Source organism: Paenibacillus sp. CMAA1364, assembly GCF_054373195.1.
Map to the genome: position 1 here is coordinate 113370 of NZ_JBITNB010000002.1, position 25796 is coordinate 139165.

The window sequence follows — 25796 nt, forward strand, 5'->3', positions numbered from 1 at the left end:
TAACCTGAACGATAACCTGTAGAGGTGGACACGATGAAAAGGGATCATTTTGCGGGTATATTTTATGGTAATCCCTCGTGAAGGTATCCGGTTCAATGCTTGGACTCATCTCAGCGCTAGCACTATTCATTAAGAAACTAACTGAAAAAGATAAAAGCAAGTACTTAAAGTTGAAACCGGAAGAATATGAATTCGGTCGTAACACATGATTATGGAGAGAGAACTTATTTCTTGATAGTCACTAATAACGGAATAATCCAAAAAGTATCTTCATTAACTAAATCAATTCATCATTAAATTGACTATAATATAAGTAACACAACTCTCCCTGAACGAATTGGGTGAACAAGGGCAGGTATGATTTATTATGAAAAAGTATGGAGTGGTATTGATCGGCTGCGGCTATATGGGGACTCTCCATTTGGACGCTATTGTAAGCCATGAACGGGTCCAATTGGTCGGTGTTGTTGATTGGAATAAAGAGAAGGCTGAACAAGTTGCCCATAAATACGGGGCTAAATATTGGAGCAATGATTATCGCATCCTGATCGAGCGAAGCGATGTAGATTTCGTTATAATCGCGACTTATCCATCTTCCCATCTTGAAATCGCCAAAGCAAGCATTGCCGCCGGCAAGCATGTCTTGTGCGAGAAGCCTATCGCCAAGAGCGCCAAGGAGACGCTGGAGTTCATGAAGATGGCTAGGGAGTCCAAGCCAAAAGTACTGATTGGCCACATCTTGCGACACAATAGCACTTACCAGTCGGTGATAAAGATGATTCATGACGGAGCTGTTGGATCCCCGATGGTCATGCGTTTCACTCAGTTGAAGCGATCCAAGGACTGGGCGACTCATCTTTCCCTCTTGAAGGATGCATCACCGATTGTGGACTGCGGGGTTCATTATATCGATGTCATGCGCTGGGCCACCGGGGCGGACGTTCTAAATGTTAATGGCATCGGACAACGGTTAGACGAGGATGTTCCGCCTTACACGTACAATTATGGGCTTATTACTCTACGACTGTCAGATGGTTCTATCGGATCCTTCGAAACTGGATGGGGCACTGATATGCCCTTCGATAACCGAAAAGAGTTTATTGGTCCAGCTGGACGGATCCGAATCATCTATAAAAGCGACCGACCTCAGGAAGAGCAGCACTTGGGGAACTTGGTTGAATATGAGGACTACAGAAAGGGAACCGTTCGTCATATGAATATAGATTTCACTGAGAAGTCAACCGGTGCCCAGTTGGACTATTTCCTGTCGATGATCGAGAACAATCTTTCGTCCATGACTCTGATGGAAGAAGCTTACCGCGCAATGGAGATTGCTCTTCTGGCGGACCAAGCTATTCTAGATGGGATGACAATAAGTTGCATATAAGGAAAGGGGCCCACGAGCAGATACTACATTGTCTCAATGAGGGCTCTTTTTATATTCCAAAGATATATATTTACACCGTACATGCACAGATAGGAATTCGCCCTTATATAGGATAATAGTGACCGTTAACGTCGAAGGTTGTTGTATTCATTAGGATCTACCATCCGGGATATACCCTTTTAGATTAGTAAATACAACTATATTGAAGACGTGTCTTCAAATGACTGATACCATGAAAAGGGGGGGAGAAGATGATAATTTATAAAATGGCTCCTTATCTTTTACTTGTTGGCCTACTCATCATTATTATGGATGGTATGTGGGTTATAGATAATTATTATTCGTATATTACTTATCCAAAAGAAAGTTATATCTATTTGATTCTCGGAATATGCTTGATACTTATCGCTTATTCAATCATCCAGCGTAATAGAAAGCGGATTACTCTGACAGTAAATAATGGTTCAGGTACAGGTAAGGATAATCGGGGTTTTATCAACAAGTTGTGGAGACAAAGGGAGAAGTTTGTAAAAAGACTGTTTATTTTTCTTTTTGTTATGCTAGTTATTATTTTCATCTATGATTCTGCTGTGGCGTATAGTCTGCTGGAACCAATCCTGTCTGTGGGATTTGTCGGACTCTCGTTTGTTTATATTATGAAGGATACAGGAGAGGATACAGGAGAGGAGGACATTCAATTCAAAAGTATTAAAGTTCGGTATTTAATGCGGAAAATCGATTATAGAGAACATCCTTTCAGCTTACCACTGATTCTTTTTATTATGATTGTTCTGACATTTATGTTATCTAAGCATTTCGGATTTGCACTAAGTCTGGAGATAAGCGGTAATAACAGGTATACCATGACTTTACCGAGTGGAGCTTGGCTCTCAGCTGAATTAGCAATTACCTGCGTGTTCATCTATATCATTCAGCATTGTAATTTCTTAGGGATTCGTCAAATAAACCAAGGCGACGCTAAGGTAATGCTGATACACTTCATGGAAATTATCGTCTGTGGATCAACCTTTTTAATCTGGTTAATGACATTAATTAGAATAATTTGAGTAAAATGATCATCATTGCCATCCTGTTTGAACATATGCCAATTAGGGTAAGGAAACCTTTAGATAACTATTATTTAACAGAAAGAGGAGAATATTATTATAATTAACAAACGAATGAAGTGGTTGATACTCACAGCCCTCTTAGTAACAGGAATTCTAACTGGATGTACCGAGAAAGAAGATAAAGCGTCAACACCAGTCACGCCAGATCCCCAACAATCTATGGACAGAACAAACGATAGCACAACACCAGAATTTAAAGGTACTGCTATTAAAAGTGCAAATGAAGATATCCAACTAACCCTTCCCAAGGATTGGAAAGAAGAGAAGGCAATAAACGATGCTGCTATCATCTCTGCCTCTAATGAGTCCAAGGACAAATACATCATGGTTATTGCAAACCAGAAGAAGGATTTCTCCGACGATACGAGTTTGCAGGATTTTGTAAATATTTTCAAAGAGAATACTGAAATTAATGTAAATAATATGGAAATAAAGAGTGCAGATGATATAAAAATTGCAGGTGCTTCCGCGACCCTGATTGAATTTACGGGTGAGGTTCAAAAGACTAAGGTTCATTACATGGCGGCAATCATAGAAAAGGGAAATCGATTTTACCAAATTATTAGTTGGTCGTCAGAACGCAAATTCTCAAACAATAAGGACGAATTCCTACAGATTATTCAATCATTTCAGGTTCTAAAGGAAGATGACAGCGTAAGTCTATCTCCCACAACTGGTGTGGACCAAGGTAAAACGTCAGATTTCAATAGCGAGGATGGGTTGTTGACCATTACGCTTCCTGCTAGTTGGATTGAACATCCCAATCTTGTCCAAGATGCTAGTATACAGGCTAGCAAAACAGATACAGAGGATTATGTGGGCGTTATATCTGAGGAAAAGGAATTGTTCGGAGATGGTACAACATTGGAGGATTATCACAAACTGATTGCAGATCAAATGGAAGGTTCATTGGAAGGCGTAAAGATTAGTGATCCGCTCAAGACGAAGGTCGATGAAAGGGATGCTCTTCAATTCGAGATTTCCGGTGAAGTCGGAAAGGTGAAGATCGCTTATTTGATTACGGTCGTTGATCATCCAACTCATTACACGCAGGTTATATTATGGACGCTTGAACAGTACTTTAAGGATAAAAAACCGGGCTATCAAGATATCACCAATACACTTATTTTCAATAAAAAATAAGTGATTACTTAGGGCATATGGATTCCACTTATGAGCTTTTTCTTGTTTCACACTATTCTGTTCAGATGAATATAAGCAATCCAAGATGAATGAGCCAAAGCATAAATGCTATGGCTCATTTTCTTGTATGCTCCCATTCCCCCGTACAGGCACTTCTAGGCAAACACCTACATACACTTAAGAACAGACTTTAATGTTCGACTAGTTAGGAACCGATCGGTTACTAATCTAAGTATTCAACATGGTGGTGTTCGGTTCAATGCCTGGATTGATCTCAGCCTCTATCTGAAAAAGGGCCCTCTTTATTTAGATTATCCGATGTAAGACTGCGAGGAAGGATGCCTCCAATATATTACTACTTGTTTATAATGTAAGAATACATAGTTTATTGGGAGTGACGAAATATAATATGACCCAGAATTTACGATTATCATAAACTAACTTTAAAAGCACATATGTCATGAGTGCTGCGAACAATTGATTAAATACGGTATTCACATTTTGATTGTTAACCTGGAACATCACCATCCGGTGACGAAGTTCGGATTGACACTGTGGTGTTCCAAGGTAGCAAGTGATGTCTTTCGTTACATTCGAGTCTTCAACGACTTGACGTTTTAACGAATGAGGCTTTACAAGCATGACATAAGATCTGCTTCACCTCTACTAGATAGCTCACTCTTGTTCCTATACATCGTTATATAATGATTTATGTAATCATATAACGAATCTAGCCTCTTCCTATAGATAACAGTTGCTCGAGATACATGTAAATAGTAAAATCAAGGGAAAAGAGGAGGGGTAGTCAATATCCTCATGTGGAAACGAATCCGCGAGCCTGTGAACCGCTCACTTACGAATAAGCTTATTATGATGAACACAGCTATTATCCTTCTCCTTTTGTTTTCCATCGGGGGGTTTAGCTATTATGATTACTCGCGAACATTAAGGTTGGATGTTGAACGGTTGAGTAATCTCGTGCTGAAGCAAGCGAATTTGAACTTGAACCGATATTTTGAAGCCTATGATCAAGAGTTGCTGCTACTTGGTTCAAGCCAGGATTTCCAGGACTGGTTGAAGTCTCCAAAAGATGATGTAATTAACTTGTACTTAGCCTATCGAAGGATGGAAGAGAAGAATTTCACACCGTTTACAAAGCTACACCCTGAAGTCTTGAATATCACATTATTTAATTACAATGGGAATGAAATGAATTACAGCTTGACTGGCACGGACAAGGATTACTCTGTCAAAAATGAGCTATGGTTTGAGAGCATCCCCACTACAAGCAAGACTACCATCTTTAGAAGCAATACGACAAGCCTGCTCACGAATCAAGGGAATAATCAGGAATTACCTACACTGACGCTAGTAAAGTACCTGAACTATATCGGACATAAGGGCTTTATCAAGCTGGATATTTCATTAACGCCTACTATCGAGATTCTGAATGAAATGGGAATCGGAGACAAGGGAGTTGGTTTTATCATCAATAAGGATGGACATATTCTTGTGCATCCTGAAAGCGATTTAATTATGAAATCACTTGATTCGGACGTCATAGCTGGTATCAAGGATAAAGAAAATGGCTCCTTTTTTCGGGCAACCACCAAGGATTTAATTATGTTTCAAACGATTCCGTTTACTGGTTGGAAATCGGTCGTTTCCATTCCGTATGATGATGTGTTAATAAGTATTGGCCGTATCCGAAACGCAACTATTATAATAGGGACTATGGGCTTGCTTATTTCTTTCTTGCTCATCATTACGGTAACCTCGGGATCTACACGTGGTTTGAGAAGGTTACGGGCCGCGATCAAGCAAACTAAACTCGGTATGTTTGAACATAAGGTCCTCATCACTGGCAATGATGAAGTTGCTGATGTAGGACGAGCGTATAATGCCATGCTGGACCACTTGAATGCTACAATAGATCAGTTAACAGAGACGAAATTTCGGCAGCAGGATGCTGTACATAAAGCACTTCAATCGCAAATAAACTCTCATTTTCTGTATAACACGTTGGAATCGATCAACGGTATGGCGAGTCTGATCGACCATAAACAGATTCAGACCATGACGGTAGGTCTTTCCCATATGCTTCGCTATACAGCTGATTACCGGCATACTATCGTCTCAATAAAAGAAGAAGTCCTTTTTTTGGGACATTACTTGAGGATTATGCAGATCAGATACAGCGATAAATTTCAATATGACGTGACATCTTCCGTTGAGGATGCAAGTATTCCGTGTCTAAAGGCTATTCTTCAGCCCATCACCGAAAACGCCTTTAAACATGTTTTGGAAAAGACAGGCAAGCTACTGCAATTATCTGTGGTAGTTGAGTGCAGTGGGGGATGGGTTCGCATCGTTGTCAGAGACAACGGTCCAGGCTTCGATCCGAGCAATCTGGAGAATATTCAACAGCAGTTGGATAATCCGGATTATCGACTTCAATATGATCAATTGTCGCGAATCGGACTGCTGAATGTCCATTACAGACTCAAGTTGGTCTATGATCATCCCCATGCTGGCATTCAGATTTCGAACAGCAGCGAGTGGGGAGGTTGCTGCGTCATCCTTAACTTTCCTGATAAACTTCCTGAGAGGGCGATTAAAGCATGATCCATGTACTTGTTGTAGACGACGAATTCATCATACGTACTAGTTTAACCAAAAGAATCGAAGAAATTGCCAATACGATTGTCGTATCGGGTGCTGCTGCAGATGGACAGGAGGCATTGGATTGGCTGAAGCATAACTATGCTGATCTGTGCGTGACTGATATCCGGATGCCGATCAAAGACGGGTTGGAATTAATTAAGGAGATCAATGCTCAATACCCTTGGATGAGTAGCATTATTATTTCGAGCCATGATGACTTCTATTTTGCACAGCGGGGGTTGCAACTCGGGGCGATTGACTACTTGCTCAAGCCAATCGATGAGATGCGGCTGGGTGAATCCATCAGCCATGCTATAAGCAATATTCAGTCCAAACGGGATCAGTTGGCACAAAAGTTGCTGATAGATAGACTTCCTCAGTCTCGTGATATGCTGGATCGCTGGATCGAGCAGATTCGAACAGTACACGTTGAGACTATGCCTATGCTCTTGATGGAAACCTTGGAGATGCTAGAACTGTGGGTCGATGGGGAGTATCATCTGTTGAACGCACTGTCGATGGCTTGGCTTCAATTGATCATCGATTCAATTAGAACCGAACGAGTATCATTTGTTTTGGAGGAAGGCAAGGATCTAGGTCTGGGTGAGAGATTGATTAAGAATGATAAGCGGAGAATGTATTTCCGTCTATGTGCTGTAAGGCGCCTGGAGGAGGGAGCCCATGTAATCCTTAAAGTAATGATGAAACTTCAAGATAGCCAATCCCTCAAAGTTATTGATAAAATTAAGCAATACCTTCATAGCCATTATGACAAAAAGGTTGCCCTACAGGATGTTGCGGATTATGTTGCGATGAGTCGGTCGCATATTGTCAACTTATATAAGCAGGAAACAGGAACCACGATTATCCATGAGCTTATTGCGATCCGCATGCATAAGGCTAGGGAACTGCTGTTTGAAACAGAACTCAAAATGTACGAAATTGCTGGACATGTTGGTTATGATAATGCGATGCATTTCTCTCAGGTGTTTAAAGAACATTATGGTCTAAGTCCGATGGAATATAAGAAACGAATGATCAGTTAATGAATAGCAAAAAAGGCAGGAGCAAGGCTCTTGCCTTTTTTTGCTATTCATAAACATAAATGCCCCTTGGGACCTTCGTTAAAGCTGATAACCAACTTTTATCATTATCTCATTATATAACTATTATAATCGTTATCTGGCCCCGTTGGTGGGCAACTTAGTTGCTGTTAAAATGAAGTTACAAATCAAACATAAGCGAGGAGAAGACCATGAAACACATTGCTGTGGGTAAGACCAGGCCAGCGAAGGAACCCTTTGCAAATGGACTACAACCTGCTAAGAAAAAGGCATTAATTCGATATTTGCTTAACAATAAGGCATTGTATATCATGCTTATTCCAGGTATCTTGTACTTTCTTATTTTCAAGTATCTTCCGCTACTTGGAAGTATCATCGCTTTCCAAGACTTCAAATTCATGTTGGGTTTGAAGGGATTCTGGGAAAGCCCATGGGTGGGGTTCAAGCATTTCGAAGCTATATTTACATACCCTTATCTGCGGAAGATCATTTGGAACACCATAATTCTCAGTTTGTATCAGATTATATTTGCCTTCCCAGCTCCAATTATCCTTGCACTGCTGCTGAATGAATTAAGAAGAATGGTATTTAAACGATGGATACAAACCATTGTGTATCTCCCCCACTTCTTCTCATGGACCATCATATTCGGCTTCGCGTTTATGCTGTTGTCCTCTCGTGGTATGGTTAACGAATGGATTACAGCCCAAGGTGGGGACGCGATCATGTTCCTGCAGAATTCGGAGTACTTTAGATCCGTTATCATTGCGTCTTCTATGTGGAAAGAGATGGGGTGGAGCGCGATCATTTACCTTGCCGCCATTGCTGGTATAAGTCCTTCCCTATATGAAGCTGCCAAAATTGATGGTGCTGGAAGGTGGAAACAATTCGTTCACATTACGGTTCCTGGATTGCTTTCAACCATCATGATCTTGTTCCTGCTCCGGATTGGTAGTGTACTTGAAGTAGGCTTTGAACAAGTCTTCGTGTTTCAGAATCCGGCGAACCTGCCTGTTTCAGAAATATTAGATACGTATTCGTATCGAACAGGAATTCAGACAGGTATGTACAGTATTACAGCAGCCATCGGGTTGTTTAAATCCGTTGTTGGATTCGTACTTCTGGTTTCAGCGAATCGCCTGAGTAGAGCTACAACTGGCGAAAGCCTATATTAGGGGGGGACATCATGAAAATTAGGCAATCCACAGGGGAAAAAGTGTTCGATATCTTCAATGTAACCTTGCTTCTTCTGATTTCCATCTGTATTCTTGCACCTGTTCTTCATGTAACAGCTGGGGCATTCAGTTCATCCGTGGCCGTTACGCAGGGGCGGGTAGGCATCTGGCCGGTGGAGTTCAATCTCGATAACTTTAGGTATGTTCTGGGAAATGCCGCCTTCTGGAAAGCGATCAAAATTTCTGTATTTGTTGTCGTAGTCGGAACTTTATTGAACCTATTCCTTACAATTATTACGGCATACCCATTGTCGAAATCGCATTTAAAAGGCAAGAAGCTGGTCATTCTGTTCATTCTGGTTACTATGATTTTTCATGCACCACTTATTCCTACATTCCTAGTTATTAAGCAACTGGGACTTCTTAATACAGTCTGGGTACTAATCTTGCCTGGAGCTATCAATGCATTCAATATGATTTTGTGTCTAACCTTTTTTCGTGCATTGCCTGAGGAATTGTTTGAGGCAGCTAGGATAGACGGTATGGGTGAATATCGGTTACTTTTCAAAATTGCCATACCTCTTTCGTTACCGATCTTGGTGACCTTGCTCTTATTCTACGCGGTAGCGCATTGGAATAACTTTTTCTCGGCATTGATTTACATTACGAATATCGATTTACGACCACTGCAATTATATCTATATAACGTTATTAACGGGGGAAGTACGAATGAAAGTACCTCCGCTGCGCTTGAATCAGCTACAAGCGTGTCACCGCAAGGTATTCAGATGGCGACGATTATCCTTTCCACGCTACCGATTGTTGTTATTTACCCATTCATTCAACGGCACTTTATCAAGGGTGCTCTACTGGGTTCGCTTAAAGAGTAAAAATTCTATGTATGGCTTAGGCCGTTCATATAAAGAACATTTATTATACTAAGGGGGGTCAATTTAAATGAGTAACAAGATTAAAAAAAGTGTAAGTGTAGTGGGGTCAATGGTTCTAGTTTTTACACTTCTAGCAGGTTGTGCGACAAGCAAAAGCGAGCCAGTTGTTACTAATAAGCCAAGCACAAGTACGACAAGTAAGCCTGAAGCTACGTCTTCAGCTCCAGCAAAGGTTAAGTTCATCGTGTCTGATTTTAACCAGCCTGTTCCTGGAGGCAAGGCGATGGATATTCCGTTTGTTAAATACCTTGCCAGTAAGACTAATACGGATATTGATATCGAATTTCTGCCTGCTGCCAATGCGATCGAGACGTATCGTCTGAAAGTCGCATCAGGTGAATATGGTGATGTTCACTTGGGATACGGCTTACAGGACGATCTGATCCTTGCTAATCGTGCTTTAGACTTGAAACCACTTATTGATCAGTATGGAACGAATATGAAAAAAGTGGTTCCCCAAGCGGTATGGGATAACATTACGGTGGATGGTAAGATCATGGGCATTCCACAGCCAGCTATCGCTAATTCGACTCGTACCTTATACATTCGTAAGGATTGGCTGGATAACCTAGGCCTTCAAATTCCAAAAACATCGGACGAGTTGCTTAATGTACTTCGTGAATTCCGAGACAAGGATCCAAATGGGAACGGTAAGAAAGACGAAATTCCTTTCTCCATGCGTGATAATTGGTCTTGGGGAGATAACATCTTCGGTATGTTCGGTGTGATTCAGCAAGTTGAAATGATTGTAGATGGAGAAGTAATTAGTGGCAACATGGCTCCGAATATGAAAACAGCACTCGAATATTTTAAAACGATGTATGATGAGAAATTGCTGGATCAAGATTTCCTGACGAATCAACGTCCGCAATGGGAACAAAAAATCAAATCCGATCTAGTTGGGGTTTGGAATCATGCGCCTGAGTTACTACCGAAGTGGCAGGATGATCTAAGTACAGCACTTCCGGATAAGAAGCCAGTCGTTATCACATTTGCAACACCGCGCGGTACAGGTTATGAAGGCCCTCTTGGTTTTGCAGTTGCGTCTGCTACCAAAACTTATATTGTGGATAAAGATGCTGAGAATCCTGAGGCCATCGTGAAGATGTTAGATTGGTTATTCAGTGAAGAGGGGCAAACATTCTCTGAGCTAGGAATTGAAGGCGAAAGCTATACAAACACCGATGGAAAACTTACGTATGACGCTGAAAAGGATGCTGCGACAAAATTAAACGTTCTTAGAGATAACTTGTTCCGTATGCATGGCTTTAATGAAAAGTTGACATCAGTTAAGTTAACGCCAGAGAATGCAGCTCTCTTGAAGAATGCGATCGATGTTCTTGCCAATGAAGGGATTCCAACCCTGAAGAAAGCTCCGAATGCTGATCTTACTCCTTTAAAGAACACCCTAGAAACGGCTTGGCAGGAAACAGCGGCTAAGATTGTTGTTGGCAAGGTCGATATCGATAAAACATTCCAGGAATATGTGGATCGTTACCGGACCGAAGGTGCTGCGATCATCAAGGCCAATGACGAATGGTATGAAAAAAATAAGAAATAGATGATCTTAACATGGTTAAGACCAAGTTCAAGCAGGTTCCTCAAAAAGGGGCCTGCTTTTACGCATTTATCAGAGGATAAGGTGGGGAAATCCATGAACCATAATACAGCGTAATTATTTTGATGTGTTTTCATTACATTACGAATAAAATCGTTACTTAGACTCGTTGGTAGGCAGCTATGCACCTGCTAGTATGAAGCTAAGAGAAGGTCTCTAATAAATCAGAAGGGGGGATCAGGAGGGACGATTTCTCAAATGTGGAAGCGCTTACATCATTTTCCTGTTGAAAGAGTAATCTACCAATTACAAACCATGGGTAAAGGAGTTTTGTTGATGTTGACAAGATACATGATTAAACGAACTAGCGGTTTCTTAGCCGTAGTCATGCTGATTTCGCTTATTTTACAGGTTAGCTTTCCCGGTGTTGTCTCTGCTGATTCAGTCCCTGTATATGAGAGCAATCGAGTCATACGGTCTATCGCCGATGCTCAGGTGATGGCTGATAATCCAACGATCTCGGCCACCAATTATGGAAGTTTAGTCCAAGCGACGATCAAGGAAACCGCTACCACAAAACGGCGTCTTTATCTCAAATTCGATCTCTCCGATGCCAAGCTGTTCAACAATGCCAAGCTTCGTCTCTACATGCCAATTGCGGGCGCTGCTGAAACACTGTATGTGTATCCGGTTATGGATGATGCTTGGACGGAAAGCGGTATTACGTCTAACAATCAGCCAATTCCTATCACTACTACCCTTGTAACTACTGCTAGTGTAGGTCAGACGATGGTTGGAGCGGGAGAAGGCTGGTATGAGTGGGACCTCTCCGCATTTGCGAGTCAAATAGCTGCAGGAGATCGCATCATGTCATTGATGCTGATCGGAACGGCCGATTCGACGAATCGGACAGTGTCTACCAAGGAAAGCGGGGTGAATGCACCGCAGCTAGTTCTCAACGATAATCAGATACCTGGTTATCAGTACACAGCTGTAAAAGGCTCGTTTAATACGGTGTCGATGATCTTTGACGAGCCGATAATGGATGCAACAGCAGGATCACTTAAGTCTAATATTCAATACGCATCGAATGGCGTAGATTATTCTGGACTTCCTCCGGCGGCAACTGTAACCGTGAGTGGGAATACACTGAATATTGTTTTTGGAAGTGTGCTTGTTGGGACGAATAATAGGATTAAGCTTTCGCCTAACTCCGTAAAGGATAAATACAGTAATGTACTTACTACTGAAATCGTGAGCGGTAAGTTAACTGGGAGATCGGGCTCAGTCAACGATTATGAGAACCGTCATAACTTGCTGCCTGTTGACGATTCTTATGTGGATGGTAGTCCATTGACATTGAACTCTAATTATGGAACTTTGGACAAAGCTGTTATCAAAGAAGGTACACCGAAACGGCGTCTCTATCTCAAATTCGATCTCTCCGAAGCCAAGATATTCAACACTGCCAAGCTTCGTCTCTACATGCCAATTGCGGGCAGTGCTGAAACACTGAGCGTATACGCTGTTACCTATGATGCTTGGACAGAAACCGGTATTACATCTATCAATCAGCCGGTACCTACCCCCGCGTCTACTGCAATTGTAGCTCAGACGATGGCTGGAGCAGGGGAAGGTTGGTATGAGTGGGATATTACCACATACGCCAGTCAGCAAAATGTGGGAGACCGCATCGTGTCGTTGTTGCTGCTCGGGTCGAATGCCGAAGATAATCGGACCGTGTCTACCAAGGAGAGTGGTGCGAATGCGCCTCAACTTTTTCTTGACTATGATGTGATCGCTCCACAGGTTACCGGAGCCTCCTTCCAAGAGAAGAATTCGAAGATTGTGTTAAGCTTTGATGAGAAATTAGTGAATAATACTGCGAATTTGACGATATTTAAGCAAGGAATCAAGATAGCGAGGGATGGAACGACGTGGACAGCGTTGGCGGAAACGGATGTTGTGGAAATTGCGAAGGATCAGCTTATTATTCGGTTGACTGATCGCTTATCCTTTGCAGGGGCTAAGCTCAAGTTGGACCCGAACATTATTCGAGATACATTTGGAAATGTGAAGAATATCGAATGGATATCCGATGTTCTTCCGTATGATAGTGCTCCTCCCGATATTCAATCATCTGTCGGGTTCGATGAAAGTAATAGAGTGGTGACGATTCATGCTAATGAGGAATTGTATAATGCGCTGACGGATGCCGCAGCATTGAAACAAGCTGTTGCCTATGCGGCGGATGGTGTGAACTTCACTCCTCTGGGAATTGCAGATTCGGTGGCGTTGGTTAATGGAGAGCTTGTTGTTAGCAAAACAGAAAAGCTAGTAGCAGGCAGCAAGATGAGAATTGACGCGGGAGCGTTAAAGGATGCCCAAGATAATGTGACCACTGGGGGATGGACCTCGGACCCATTCATCACCGATGCAAGTGCGCCAATGTTTCAAGAGGCGCATGTCAGCAGTCATAACAAAAAGGTGGTTTTAGTTTTTAATGAAAGTATAGCAATGAATGGGATGGATGCTCAGTTTAAGGCAGCCATACAACGATCCGAGGATGGTGGAGCCACTTATGAGCCGCTTGGTACTCAGGATCAGGTGATGATCAGCGGGAAAGCGCTAATTTTGATCTTGAACCAGCCTATACAAGGGAATTTAAATCGTATTCGTTTGGCTTCAGGAGCTCTCAAAGATTTATCAGATAACATAGCCAATGCGATTGAGAGTGATCTGTTTACAAGCAATGACATTGGTTATCCCTATGCGCCGCCTAGCGAGGAGTATCTGGTAGATGCAATGGTAGATTCAACTAATGTTGTATTTAGTAATAAACCTCAAGGCAATGGCTCGGGGCCTGAATTGCTGACTTCAGATGCGGTAGCGGCCCTTGCCATGGCGATCGCACAGGGTGACCGAACCCCTGCCTATGTACAACGTTATGTCAGCACGGTGAAAAAGGCGGTTTCGATTGAGGCGAATATGCCTAACCTCATGGGCGGACTCGATTCCAGACAGCAATCACCGCTGTTATATGCGATTTCCATACTTTGGAATGACGAGGAGATTATGCAGCAATTCACAGCTGCTGAGCGCTCCAAGCTTGTCACTCTTTTCAAAGCAGGACTTATTGCTACAGCTTACACGCAAAGCGATTTTGATGAAAATGATGGTCCGAGGAGAGATCAGCGCATAGCTGTTAATGGGGATACCAATGTTTGGATCGGAGCCAACTACCGTGAGCCGAGCGTAACTATTTTCATGGCAGCGTCATTCGTGCTTGGGCTTGAGAATGTGAAAAGGATCCTAAGTGAATATAACTTCGAATCATTTAATGCGGAGCTTAGTGCACAAGGCTTAACCGCTATTTACAAGTCATTTATAGCTACAGCCAACTTCGGTACTCTGGCGGCTAAGAAGCAGTTAATGGAAAATATCGTACACAGCACTAAATTTGCGATTGAAGGCGTGACCTTGGATGCGTTTATTGCGAATCCTATGCTACTCCATCATACAACTCAGCGTAAAATGTGGAACAACATAGCCGAAGACGGCGATTATATGGGAGAACTGGGGATGGCTCAAGAGTTCAAATCCATAGATGCAGCAGGTAGCAGGCAAAGCGCCTCTTATGTCGCCTTGGGTATCGATCCATCATTGCAGAACCGTATTCTTATAGATGTTTTCGGGTTCTGGCAGATGCCTAGTAATCAAGCAATGGCAGCTGAGATTAATCGCTGGCAAGAAGTTGGGGTATCTGATTACTACGCCAAGGTGATGAACGGTTATTATACACAGAGCTGGATGGGCACCCATACAGAATTGATGACACCCTTTAAAGCTATTGTCGATAGTATGTTTAGCTTGGGATTATTCCGCCCAGCTGAGTTCAATGATACGTTTAATTATGACAGTATCATCAACCCGATCACGAGTCATTGGATTTTGGCAACTGGCAACTGGGTTGTTGAAAAGAATTCGATCATCCCCTACAATCGGAAAACGCCACTCACGTCGGCAGTAGGTGCAACGGCTGTGGATCCTGAAGAAAGGCTGCTTTCGGACGATGGTACATCTGCTACGGCGGGGGTTGCCTACACGAAAGATACGTTCAAAGACGTGAGTCATATGGTATGGGTGCAGCCATCTGATTCGGGGGAGGCGGGATTGCTAGCACGGGTATCTGATGTGAACAATTACTATTTGATGTCCTATAGTGCGGGTAAGCTTTATATTAAGAAGAATGTGAACGGTGTGATGACGACGATCGCTGAGAAATCATTTACCGTAACGCAAGGCATGGCTTATCGATTCAAAGGGACATTCACAGGTCAAGACATTCAGTTGTATGTGAATAACACTTTGCAGCTAAGTACAACGGACGCATCCTATGCGGAAGGGGCCATCGGTTTATATAATAAGGGGGCCAGCGCTAAGTTCGACGGCATTCTTATACAGTCTACCAAGGCGGAGGCACCTGTTCTAAAGTCGCTTCAAGTCGGCGATGGACAATTGACGGTGAATATCAATAAGATCGCGGAAGCTATGGAATATAAGGTGAAATACGGTACGCAGCCTGGTCAGTACACATCTACTATGCTAACAGGTAAACCGAGCACGGTACTTACGGGTCTAACGAACAACACCACCTATTATGTCGCCGTTTCAGCCGTGACGGCTGTTGGAGAGAGTGCAAATTCCAATGAGTTGTCTAAGACTCCATTTGTATCGGATGTTGCGACGTCTGTGTTAAGGAATGTTATTGCGGACGGTAATAACCTCATTGTGAATTTCACAACGGATCCTAAGAATACGTCTTACATCATTCGTTATGGCAAAGAGTCTGGTAACTATACGAATGTTGTGGAAGGGGTGACAGGAGGCGTCTTTGCCATTCCAGTGAAAGCAGCAGGGGTCCCTTATTACTTTGTGGTTGCTGGTGAGAATATAACGGGAATCAGTGCTAATTCCAATGAAGTGGTTAGCCAATCAAATAGTAATCTTCTATTTGGCGATAGCTTTACGGATGGCGAGTTTGCAAGCGATTGGACTTTATCAACAGGCGCGTTCCAAATTCAAGGGACGAATAATGAAGTCGTTTCCAAGGCGAATAATCCCGATCGGATGTGGGTTACCGAAGGGATGAATTGGCGGGATTATAGCGTGTCGGCGAAGGTTAAGATGACACCCGACGCCTTGATGACTAATATCAGTGAGAGCTATCTACTTGGACGAACGAAGGACGTATATAACTATTATCTGGTTGGATATAAGCTGGTTAAATCAACAGGTAAAGCGTATGCAACCATACGTAAAAAGGTAAATGGTGTGATCACCGTTGTGAAGGAAGTGGAGGTTCCTACTTGGAACAGTGATGCGGAGCACCTCTTGCGAGCCGAATTTAAAGGTAGCAACATCAAGGTGTATATGGATGGACAGCTGGCTGTTGAAGCAGTGGATACCTCATTAGTAACTGGCACAGCTGGTATTTTATCTGCTAATGCAGCCGTTAGCTATGATGATTTTAAAGTTGAACGGTTAGATGCCATGGAACGGCCAATTATTGAGGAAGTAGCCCGAGTGAATACAGAAGCAACGGTTACCTTCGGAGCAGTGGCAGGGGCTGATGGTTATTGGATCAAGTATGGGAAGCAGTCCCACCAGTACACGGAGGAGATGTATATTTCCGCTCCAGCTTCTTTGGGCGGAGTGAAGATCGAAGGCTTAGAGGCAGGAAGCATCTACTATTTCGCGGTTAGCGGATATCGTAATGGTTTGGAGGGGGAGAATTCAATTGAGACAACCAGTTCTCAAAAAAATGACATCTCCCCTGCCACCTTCCATGCAGATGTGACGGTCCCAACCAACACTAGCGTTACAGTTACTGTTGACTATCCTATGGACGGGACGTTAAAGGAATACAAGCTCGGTGCTGACGGGGCATGGTCTGCTTACGGTTCTCCAGTTGTTGTATCCAACAATACGATCGTTTATGCAAGAAGCAGCGACGCCTTGGGCAATGTGTCTCCAGAAAGCAGCTATGAAGTTAGCAATATCGATAAAGTCGCACCAACAGGGACAGTGACTTACGCTGTCTATGACGGCACAGCTCAGGCAGCAACACTGACAACGAGCGAGCCCGTTGCCATTACGAATAACGACGGATTAAGCACGCATTTATTTTATTGGAACGGCAGCTTTACTTTTGAATTTATCGACGCTGTCGGTAATCAAGGTACGGCTACCGCAACGGTGAACTCCATCGTTTCGAAAAGCACAGCTATTCCAGCCAAACCTGTTCTGTCTAGTGACAATGGCTATGATAACGGCATATTGGATGGTCAATATGTAGTCACCATGAACCAGTGGTACGGAAATAATGGCAAAATCTATAAGCTTTATGAGAATGATGTGCTTATCGAAATCAAGATCCTTACAGATAATAGCCCGAGTGCCCAAATCGCCGCTACGTCAATAAGCGGAAGGAAGAACGGAACGTACCGTTATTATGCGCAGCTTATCAATGCATTTGGTACCACAACAAGCGATACGCTCGTGGTGAATGTCACGCGGGCCGACCCAGGCATACCAGTTCTCTCCAACGACAATTGGGATGGTGACGGCATGTTCAAGGTGAGTATGAATATGTGGTGGGGAACGAATGGAACGTCCTACCGTTTGTATGAGAACGACGTATTAATTGATACGCAAACACTGACCAGTCAGACACCGTCGGCCCAGTCGGCACTAACGAACTTGACGAATCGAGCAGCAGGTACCTATACGTACCGGGCTGAGCTCGTGAATGATTCGGGAGCTACATCGAGCAGCACGATGACAGTAACAGTTACACATTAGTTCATTAGACATCGTTATACGAAGAAACGAAGAGTGCGCGATGATGGGCATCTCCGTTTCTTCGTTGTATTTGATTACATGACTAATGAAATCGTTATCTGGTCGCCTTGTTCATCGGATAGATGGGGTGTAAGATCAGTACAGAAAACGGGGCAGCTATCACATGTGGCTATGAGCCGTGCCTATATTGATAACCAATATAGGGAATAGACCGGAACCACAATTATCCATGAACTTAGGAGGTATGTATATGCGTATTGGTTTGGATTTATTTCCGAGGGGCGTAATTAAAGCGCTTACTCTGAGTTTCGATGATGGTACCGTGCACGATCGCAGGTTGGTGAAAAAGTTAAATGAGTACGGCCTGAAAGGGACGTTTCACTTGAACAGTGGTTTTTTGGGAAAAGAAGGCTATATCGTTGCGTCGGAGGTTGCTTCATTATTCGAGGGTCATGAAGTATCGGCGCATACGGTCGATCACCCGTTCCTTGAACAATTGCAGACGGACTTAATCGTCCGTGAAATCTTGGAGGACCGTGAAGCGCTTGAGTCTCTTGTCGGATATCCGGTTCGTGGGATGAGCTATCCGTTTGGCAGCTACAACGATCAGGTGATTGGGCTACTGCCAGACATCGGTATAGAGTATGCCAGGACCATAAGAAGCCATGGTACTTATGCTGTGCCAAGTGACTTTTTGAGCTGGCATCCGACCTGCCATCACAAGCAAATGCTTGATCATGCAGACACGTTCGTTCAGCTTCAGCCCAAGTATTCGCGCATGACACTGCTTTACGTTTGGGGTCACAGCTACGAATTTGAAGATGATAACAATTGGGAGCAGATTGATCGATTTGGTGAGCAAATCGGTTTTCGGGACGATATTTGGTACGCGACCAACGCAGAAATCGTTGCTTACATGCAAGCGTTGAAGCGGCTTCGTTTCTCCGCCGATTGCCGAATTGTGCATAATCCTTCAGCATTGAATGTTTGGATAAGCGTCGAAAGTGATTCGGTTGAAATACCGGCAGATCAGGTCGTTAGGCTATGAAGGATTCTCATTTATCCTATCATTACATAACGAATAAAATCGTTATTTGGCCTTGTTGCTCGGCAGATATGCCTTGAGGTAACTGGGCAGACCCGCAATCCATTGTCCTATGGTAGTGGATTGCTCGATACAATCACTATATCAAACGGAAGCGTTATCAATAATAATTGCGAATGATTGATTGACCAATGACAAACCATGGATAAAGGAGTTTTGATCATGTTGCCAAAAAAATTAATAAAACGCACTAGCAGTTTCTTATCCGTCATTATGCTGATTTCGCTTATTTTGCAGGTTAGCTTTCCTGCGTTGGTCTCTGCTGATCTGCCGCCCGTATACGAGAACCATCGGAACTTACGGCCTATCGCCGATGCCTATGTGGATAGTGGTACAGCGACTGTGAATACCAATTATGGTACCTCAGTCCAAGCCGTACTCAAGGAGGGCAATGCTACTACGAAACGGCGCCTTTATCTCAAGTTCGATCTTACGGATGCCAAGCTGTTCACCACTGCCAAGCTCCGACTTTACATGCCAATTGCCGGCGCTGCAGAAAAATTGTATTTGTATCCGATTACGGATGATGCTTGGACGGAAACTGGTATTACGTCTAACAATCAGCCAATACCTAGCACGACTACTCTTGTATCTACTGCCAGTGTAGGTCAGGCGGTGGTTGGAGCGGGGGAAGGCTGGTATGAATGGGACATCTCTGCATATACGAATGAAAAAAATGCAGGAACCCACATCATGTCACTATTACTGATCGGAACGGCCGACGCGACGAATCGGACAGTGTCCACCAAGGAAAGCGGTGTGGCTACTGCCCCGCAGCTCATTCTTGATTATGGTGGTATCGCTCCTTCGTACCAGTCTACTACTGTAAACAGCACGTTTACGATCGTGTCGATGACCTTTGATGAGCCGATTGTGGATGCAACAGGAGGATCGCTGAAGTCTGCTATTTCATTAGCAGCTAATGGTGTAGATTATTCTTCGCTTCCTGCGGAGGCGAGTGTAAGTGTGAATGCAAATACACTGACTATTGCTCTTGGGAGTGCGCTTATTGGGACGGAGAATCGGATAAAGCTACTGCCTAACTCCATCAAGGATACAGATGGAAATATGCTTATTACTGAAGTCATAAGTGGTAAGTTATCCGGGGGATCGGGCTCAATTACAGATTATGAGCAACGTCGGATCCTACTGCCTACTGCTGATGCAGGGGTGGACAGTGGAACAGCCAATCTGAACAAGAATTATGGTAACACAGATGTAGTCCAGCTGAAAGAAGGCACAGAAATATATAATCGAAGATTGTATCTGAAGTACAATCTCAATGATGCTAAGCAGTTTAATAGTGCCATGTTGCGGCTCTATTTGCCACTTGCAGGAACTTCTGCAGAAACATTGAAATTGTATACCGTTCCGATGGATACCTGGACAGAAAATGGTCTTACATATGCCAATCAGCCGGTACCTGTTCCTGCTGCTTCCGCTATTGTCGCTCAGACGATCGTTGGAACCACGGAAGGCTGGTACGAATGGGATATTACTGCATACACCCAGGCGCAGCTTGTCGGGGATAAGACGATGTCACTTCTACTGACTGGCACGGCCAATGTTAATCGTACGGTGTCAACTAAGGAGAGCGGTGCAAATGCGCCTCAGCTTGTTCTTGACTATGATGTAAGTGCTCCACAGGTTACGGAAATTGCCCTCCAAGATCAGAATTCGAAGATTGTGTTGAGGTATAATGAGAAAATTACGAATCATACTGCAGATATGGCTGCGCTGAAGAAAGGAATCCAGATAGCAAGAAATGGCACAGCTTGGACAGCATTAGCTATAACAGATGGTGTGCAAATCGTAGATAAACAGCTTATCCTGAACTTGTCGAGTCGCTTATCCATACCCGGGGCAAAGCTCAAGATGGATGGACATCTCCTCCGAGATACACAAGGTAATTTGTCTGCTGAATGGGTATCAGATGTTCTTCCGTATGATAGTGCAGCTCCTGTTATACAAACTGCAGGCTTGCTCGATGAATCGAACAAGATGATGACGATTCGTGCGAATGAGTATTTGGTTAATGCATTGGCGAACGATGCAGCGCTGAAGTCTGCAGTAACCTATGCGGCAGATGGTGTGAATTTTGCAGCACTGGATGCAACGGATTCAATAGCGTTGGTTGGCGGAGAGCTTGTTATGACCAAGACAGTTAAGCTGGCTACAGATAGCAAGGTGAAAATTGCCGCAGGAACGCTTAAAGATGTAGCTGGCAATGTGGTATCTGATGTATGGACCTCGGATTCCATCAACGTCGACGTAAGTGCGCCAGTGATTCAAGAAGCCTATGTCAGTAACTTTAATAAAAAGGTAGTGTTGCTTTTTAACAAAAGTATAGCCGTAAATGGGTTAGATACAGCGCAGTTCAAGGCATCCGTACAACGGTCACAGGATGGTGGAACCAATTATGTACCGCTTGGTGCACAGGATGAAGTGAAAATTAGCGGGAATACGATAACTGTGATTTTGATTGCTCCAATGCAAGGAAGTTCGAACCGTTTCCGTATTGATTCAGGTGCGCTCAAGGATTTATCAGGCAACATAGCGCCAGCGCTGGAGAGTGAAGTGCTTGCAAGCGAGGAAATCAAGTATCCTTATGCTCCGCCTAGTGAGGAATATCTGGTAGATGCGATGAAGGATTCCGTGAATGTTACCTTCGAGAACAAAGCTATAGCAAATGGATCGGGTGTTGAAATGACGACAACAGGTGCCGTAGCCGCGATTGCTATGGCGATCGCACATGGCGACCGAGATCCCGCTTATATCGAGCGATATGTGAGCACGGTCAGGAAGATGATTACGACTGAGGCGAATATGCCTAACCTTATGGGTGGACTCGATTCTAGACAGCAATCCCCGCTGTTACAAGCGATTGCTTTACTTTGGAATGACGAGGAGATTATGCAGCAATTCACAGCCGATGAGCGCTCCAAGCTTATCACTCTTTTCAAAGCAGGACTGATCGCTACGGCGTATACGTTAAGCGATTTTGACATTAATGATAATCCGAGAAGCGCACAACGTATAGCTGTTAATGGGGATACCAACGTCTGGAACGGAGGGAACTCCAACTTCTCTGAGCCCAACATAACGATTTTCTTGGCAGCTTCTTTTGTACTTGGCTTGGAAAATGTGAAGTCGATTATGAAGGATTATAATTTCGATACATTCAATGCCGAACTTAATCAACAAGGCTTGACAACTATTTACAAGTCTTTTATATCGACAACCAACTTCGGTACACTTGCAGCTAAGAAGCAGTTGATGGAAAAGATTGTACAAAGTAATAAATGGTCTTTTAAAGGCGTATCTTTAGACAGATTTATTGCGAATCCGATGGAGCTCTATCATGAAACTCAGCGTTACATGTGGTCGCTTACTGCTGAAGACGGTGATTACATGGGAGAGCCAGGCATGGCTCAAGAATTCTATTCAACGGATGCAGCAGGTAGTAGGCAAAGTTCCGGTTATGCTGTACTAGGTATTGATCCATCATTGCTGAACCGCATTATGTTGCATGTATATGGTTTTTGGAACATGCCAAATAATCAGACCATAGCGGATGAGATTAACCGCTGGCAGATGGTCGGGGTATCCGATTACTATGCCAAGGTGATGAATGGGTACTATGCGCAATCATGGTTAGGGACCCATATGGAGTATCTGACACCCTATAAAAGCTTAGTCGATAATATGTTTAGTGTAGGTCTTCTTCACCCCGTTGTGTTCAATGATACATTTAATTATGACAGTATCATCAACCCGATCACGAATCATTGGATTCTAGGGTCCGGTAATTGGGTCGTTGAGAAAAATACGATTATTCCTTTTAATCGAAAAACGCCACTTACGACGGCATTAGGTGCAACAGCAGTGGATCCTGAAGAAAAGCTGCTTTCGGACGATGGCACTTCTGCTTCCGCAGGGGTTGCTTACACGAAGAATACGTTCAAAGACGTGAGTTATATGGCGTGGGTGCAACCATCTGCTTCAGGGGAAGCGGGATTGCTGGCACGCGTATCTGATGCGAATAATTACTATTTGATGTCTTATAATGCGGGTAAACTTTATATTAAGAAGAATGTGAACGGCGTGATGACGACGATCGCCGAGCAGCCATTTACTGTAACGCCAGGCACGGCCTATCGATTCAAAGGGACATTTACAGGTGAAGCCATTGAGTTATATGTGAATAGTATCTTGCAACTAAGTGTAACGGACGTATCCCATGTGGAAGGGGCCATCGGATTATACAATTGGGGGGCTAGCGCTAAGTTCGATGGCATTCTTGTACAGCCTACCAAGGCGGAGGCACCGGTTCTCAAGACGCTTCAAGTCGGCGACGGACAACTGACGGTGAATATCGCTAAGGTCGAAGGAGCTACACAATATAAGGTGAAGTACGGTACGCAGCCAGGTCAATACACGTCAACTATGTTGACAGGAAAAACACGCTCGGTGATTAAGGGTCTGACGAACAACACAACCTATTATGTCGCGGTATCAGCCGTGACGGCTATTGGAGAAAGCGAAATTTCCAATGAGTTATCTATGGCGCCTGTCGTCCCAGATGTGGTAACTCCGGTGTTAAGCCATGTTATTGCAGACGGTAACAAGCTCATTGTGAGTTTCACAACAGATCCCAAGAATACGTCTTACATCATTCGTTACGGCAATGAGGCCGGCAATTATACGAATAGTGTGGAAGGCTTAACTGAAGGCGTCAATGCGATTCAAGTGAATATTTCGGGAACCCCCTATTACTTTGTCGTTGCAGGTGTGAATGCGACGGGAATCAGCCCGAATTCGAATGAACTTGTAGGTAAAGCTAATAGCGATCTGCTATTTAGTGATGACTTCACAGACGGAGAGTTCCTAAATGATTGGACCTTATCAACAGGTGCGTTCCAACTTCAAGAAAATAATAGTAATTATCATGTTCTATCTACGGGCAGCAATCCCGATCGGATGTGGGTCACCGAAGGGATGAACTGGAAGGATTACAGTGTGTCAGCGAAGATTAAGATGACACCCGATACTGCGAATGCCATCAGTGAGGGCTATCTGCTCGGACGTACTACCAATGTATTTAACTACTATTTGATTGGTTATAAGCTGGATAAAACAGCAGGGAAAGGGTATGCAGCCATACGTAAAAAGGTGAATAGTGTCATTAGCTCTGTGAAGGAAGTAGAGTTCCCACTGTGGAACGATGCGCTGGAGCACACCTTGCGTGCAGAATTTAATGGCAGCAACATCAAGCTGTATATCGATGGACAGCTGGGTGCTGAAGCGGAGGATAACTCATTACCGATCGGTACGGCTGGACTTCTATCTGCTAATGCAGCCGTCAGCTATGATGATTTTCAAGTTGAAAAGTTAAACGGTGTCGCACGACCGGTTATAGAAGAAGTCCTTATGATTACGACAACAGAAGCCACTGTCAAGTTCGGATTAGTGACAGAAGCTGACGGGTATCGAATCAAGTACGGGAAGCAGCCGAACCTCTACACAGAAGAAATGGATGTGGTCGCTCCAGCTTCGGAAGGAGTCCCAATCACAGGTTTGGAGGCTGGAAGCACCTACTATTTCGCGGTTAGCGGATATCGTAATGGGCTGGAGGGGGAGAATTCAACGGAGGTATCCAATATGGATGTCGATCCAACACCTCTAGCAGATGCAACATTAGTTGCTGATCCGACAGCACCAACCAACGGCAATGTGTCTGTGACCATCACGTATCCTACGGACGTGACATTGAAGGAATACAAGGTCGGCATAGACGGGACATGGACAGTATACAGCGAGCCTGTTGTCGTTACAGCGAATGATACCGTATATGCAAGAGGATCGAATGTCGCAGGCAATGTATCCAATGTAACAAGCATCGTCATCAGCAATATAGATAAAGTCGTAGCGGTAGGCACTGTGACTTATGCTGTCTATGATGTGATAACTAATTCTGTGCAGGCAACGCTGAACACGAGCAAGCCTGTTACCATTACGAATAACGACGGATTAAGCACGTATTTATTTACAAGTAACGGTAGCTTTACTTTTGAATTTATCGACGCTGTCGGTAATCAAGGTACGGCTACCGCAACGGTGAACTCCATCGTTTCGAAAAGCACAGCTATTCCAGCCAAACCTGTTCTGTCTAGTGACAATGGCTATGATAACGGCATATTGGATGGTCAATATGTAGTCACCATGAACCAGTGGTACGGAAATAATGGCAAAATCTATAAGCTTTATGAGAATGATGTGCTTATCGAAATCAAGATCCTTACAGATAATAGCCCGAGTGCCCAAATCGCCGCTACGTCAATAAGCGGAAGGAAGAACGGAACGTACCGTTATTATGCGCAGCTTATCAATGCATTCGGTACCACAACAAGCGATACGCTCGTGGTGAATGTCACGCAGGCTGATCCAGGCATACCAGTTATTTCCAACGACAATTGGGATGGAGACGGCATGTTCAAGGTGAGTATGAATATGTGGTGGGGAACGAATGGAACGTCCTACCGTTTGTATGAGAACGACGTATTAATTGATACGCAAACACTGACCAGTCAGACATCGTCGGCCCAGTCGGCACTAACGAACTTGACGAATCGAGCAGCAGGCACCTATACGTACCGGGCTGAGCTCGTGAATGATTCGGGAGCTACATCGAGCAGCACGATGACAGTAACAGTTACACATTAATTCATTAGACATCGTTATACGAAGAAACGAAGA

At 43.8% G+C, this 25796-nt stretch carries 12 protein-coding genes; 11 read left to right on the plus strand and 1 reads right to left on the minus strand.

Features of this window, described 5'->3' with window-relative positions; all coding sequences use genetic code 11:
• The first annotated feature begins 367 nt into the window (after positions 1-367).
• The 3 genes from ACH8E3_RS02305 to ACH8E3_RS02315 all read left to right on the plus strand — a co-directional run bounded on the left by ACH8E3_RS02305 (position 368) and on the right by ACH8E3_RS02315 (position 3660).
• On the plus strand, positions 368-1387 hold the full coding sequence (locus ACH8E3_RS02305; RefSeq protein ID WP_458630987.1) for a Gfo/Idh/MocA family protein: 1020 nt from the start codon (positions 368-370) through the stop codon (positions 1385-1387).
• Between the two features lie 251 nt (positions 1388-1638).
• Complete coding sequence (locus tag ACH8E3_RS02310; protein ID WP_458630988.1) at positions 1639-2454, plus strand: hypothetical protein; 816 nt, start codon at positions 1639-1641, stop codon at positions 2452-2454.
• A 114-nt stretch (positions 2455-2568) separates the two neighbouring features.
• A complete protein-coding gene (locus ACH8E3_RS02315; RefSeq protein WP_458630989.1) occupies positions 2569-3660 on the plus strand; it encodes a PsbP-related protein in 1092 nt (363 codons plus the stop codon).
• Positions 3661-4023: 363 nt separating this feature from the next.
• On the opposite strand, the gene ACH8E3_RS02320 is transcribed toward ACH8E3_RS02315, so the two are convergent.
• Positions 4024-4302, minus strand: coding sequence for a hypothetical protein (locus ACH8E3_RS02320; RefSeq protein ID WP_458630990.1), 279 nt, complete (start codon positions 4300-4302; stop codon positions 4024-4026).
• A 174-nt stretch (positions 4303-4476) separates the two neighbouring features.
• Here ACH8E3_RS02320 and ACH8E3_RS02325 point away from each other — a divergent pair, with 174 nt between their 5' ends.
• From ACH8E3_RS02325 to ACH8E3_RS02360, 8 genes are all read left to right on the plus strand, one after another.
• Positions 4477-6285, plus strand: a complete 1809-nt coding sequence (locus ACH8E3_RS02325; RefSeq protein WP_458630991.1) for a sensor histidine kinase — start codon at positions 4477-4479, stop codon at positions 6283-6285.
• Positions 6282-7370: a response regulator gene (locus tag ACH8E3_RS02330; RefSeq protein WP_458630992.1), complete on the plus strand. Its 1089-nt coding sequence runs from the start codon at positions 6282-6284 to the stop codon at positions 7368-7370. The genes ACH8E3_RS02325 and ACH8E3_RS02330 overlap by 4 nt, the downstream gene beginning before the upstream one ends.
• Before the next feature lie 209 nt (positions 7371-7579).
• On the plus strand, positions 7580-8563 hold the full coding sequence (locus tag ACH8E3_RS02335) for an ABC transporter permease (RefSeq protein WP_458630993.1): 984 nt from the start codon (positions 7580-7582) through the stop codon (positions 8561-8563).
• A gap of 11 nt (positions 8564-8574) precedes the next feature.
• Positions 8575-9453, plus strand: a complete 879-nt coding sequence (locus ACH8E3_RS02340; protein ID WP_458630994.1) for a carbohydrate ABC transporter permease — start codon at positions 8575-8577, stop codon at positions 9451-9453.
• A 67-nt stretch (positions 9454-9520) separates the two neighbouring features.
• On the plus strand, positions 9521-11074 hold the full coding sequence (locus ACH8E3_RS02345; protein WP_458630995.1) for an extracellular solute-binding protein: 1554 nt from the start codon (positions 9521-9523) through the stop codon (positions 11072-11074).
• 333 nt (positions 11075-11407) lie between these two features.
• A complete protein-coding gene (locus tag ACH8E3_RS02350) occupies positions 11408-17935 on the plus strand; it encodes a CBM96 family carbohydrate-binding protein (protein ID WP_458630996.1) in 6528 nt (2175 codons plus the stop codon).
• A gap of 250 nt (positions 17936-18185) precedes the next feature.
• On the plus strand, positions 18186-18983 hold the full coding sequence (locus ACH8E3_RS02355) for a polysaccharide deacetylase family protein (RefSeq protein ID WP_458630997.1): 798 nt from the start codon (positions 18186-18188) through the stop codon (positions 18981-18983).
• 219 nt (positions 18984-19202) lie between these two features.
• Positions 19203-25763 carry a CBM96 family carbohydrate-binding protein gene (locus tag ACH8E3_RS02360; RefSeq protein WP_458630998.1) on the plus strand — a complete coding sequence of 2187 codons (6561 nt, stop codon included), beginning with the start codon at positions 19203-19205 and terminating at the stop codon, positions 25761-25763.
• Positions 25764-25796: the final 33 nt, after the last annotated feature.

Bases quoted from the DNA above. Each gene is read 5' to 3' on its own strand.
- ACH8E3_RS02355 (WP_458630997.1), top strand. From the start codon at position 18,186: ATGCGTATTGGTTTGGATTTATTTCCGAGGGGCGTAATTAAAGCGCTT.
- ACH8E3_RS02320 (WP_458630990.1), bottom strand. From the start codon at position 4,302: ATGCTTGTAAAGCCTCATTCGTTAAAACGTCAAGTCGTTGAAGACTCG.
- ACH8E3_RS02340 (WP_458630994.1), top strand. From the start codon at position 8,575: ATGAAAATTAGGCAATCCACAGGGGAAAAAGTGTTCGATATCTTCAAT.
- ACH8E3_RS02350 (WP_458630996.1), top strand. From the start codon at position 11,408: ATGTTGACAAGATACATGATTAAACGAACTAGCGGTTTCTTAGCCGTA.
- ACH8E3_RS02315 (WP_458630989.1), top strand. From the start codon at position 2,569: ATGAAGTGGTTGATACTCACAGCCCTCTTAGTAACAGGAATTCTAACT.
- ACH8E3_RS02360 (WP_458630998.1), top strand. From the start codon at position 19,203: ATGTTGCCAAAAAAATTAATAAAACGCACTAGCAGTTTCTTATCCGTC.
- ACH8E3_RS02330 (WP_458630992.1), top strand. From the start codon at position 6,282: ATGATCCATGTACTTGTTGTAGACGACGAATTCATCATACGTACTAGT.
- ACH8E3_RS02305 (WP_458630987.1), top strand. From the start codon at position 368: ATGAAAAAGTATGGAGTGGTATTGATCGGCTGCGGCTATATGGGGACT.
- ACH8E3_RS02335 (WP_458630993.1), top strand. From the start codon at position 7,580: ATGAAACACATTGCTGTGGGTAAGACCAGGCCAGCGAAGGAACCCTTT.
- ACH8E3_RS02310 (WP_458630988.1), top strand. From the start codon at position 1,639: ATGATAATTTATAAAATGGCTCCTTATCTTTTACTTGTTGGCCTACTC.
- ACH8E3_RS02345 (WP_458630995.1), top strand. From the start codon at position 9,521: ATGAGTAACAAGATTAAAAAAAGTGTAAGTGTAGTGGGGTCAATGGTT.
- ACH8E3_RS02325 (WP_458630991.1), top strand. From the start codon at position 4,477: ATGTGGAAACGAATCCGCGAGCCTGTGAACCGCTCACTTACGAATAAG.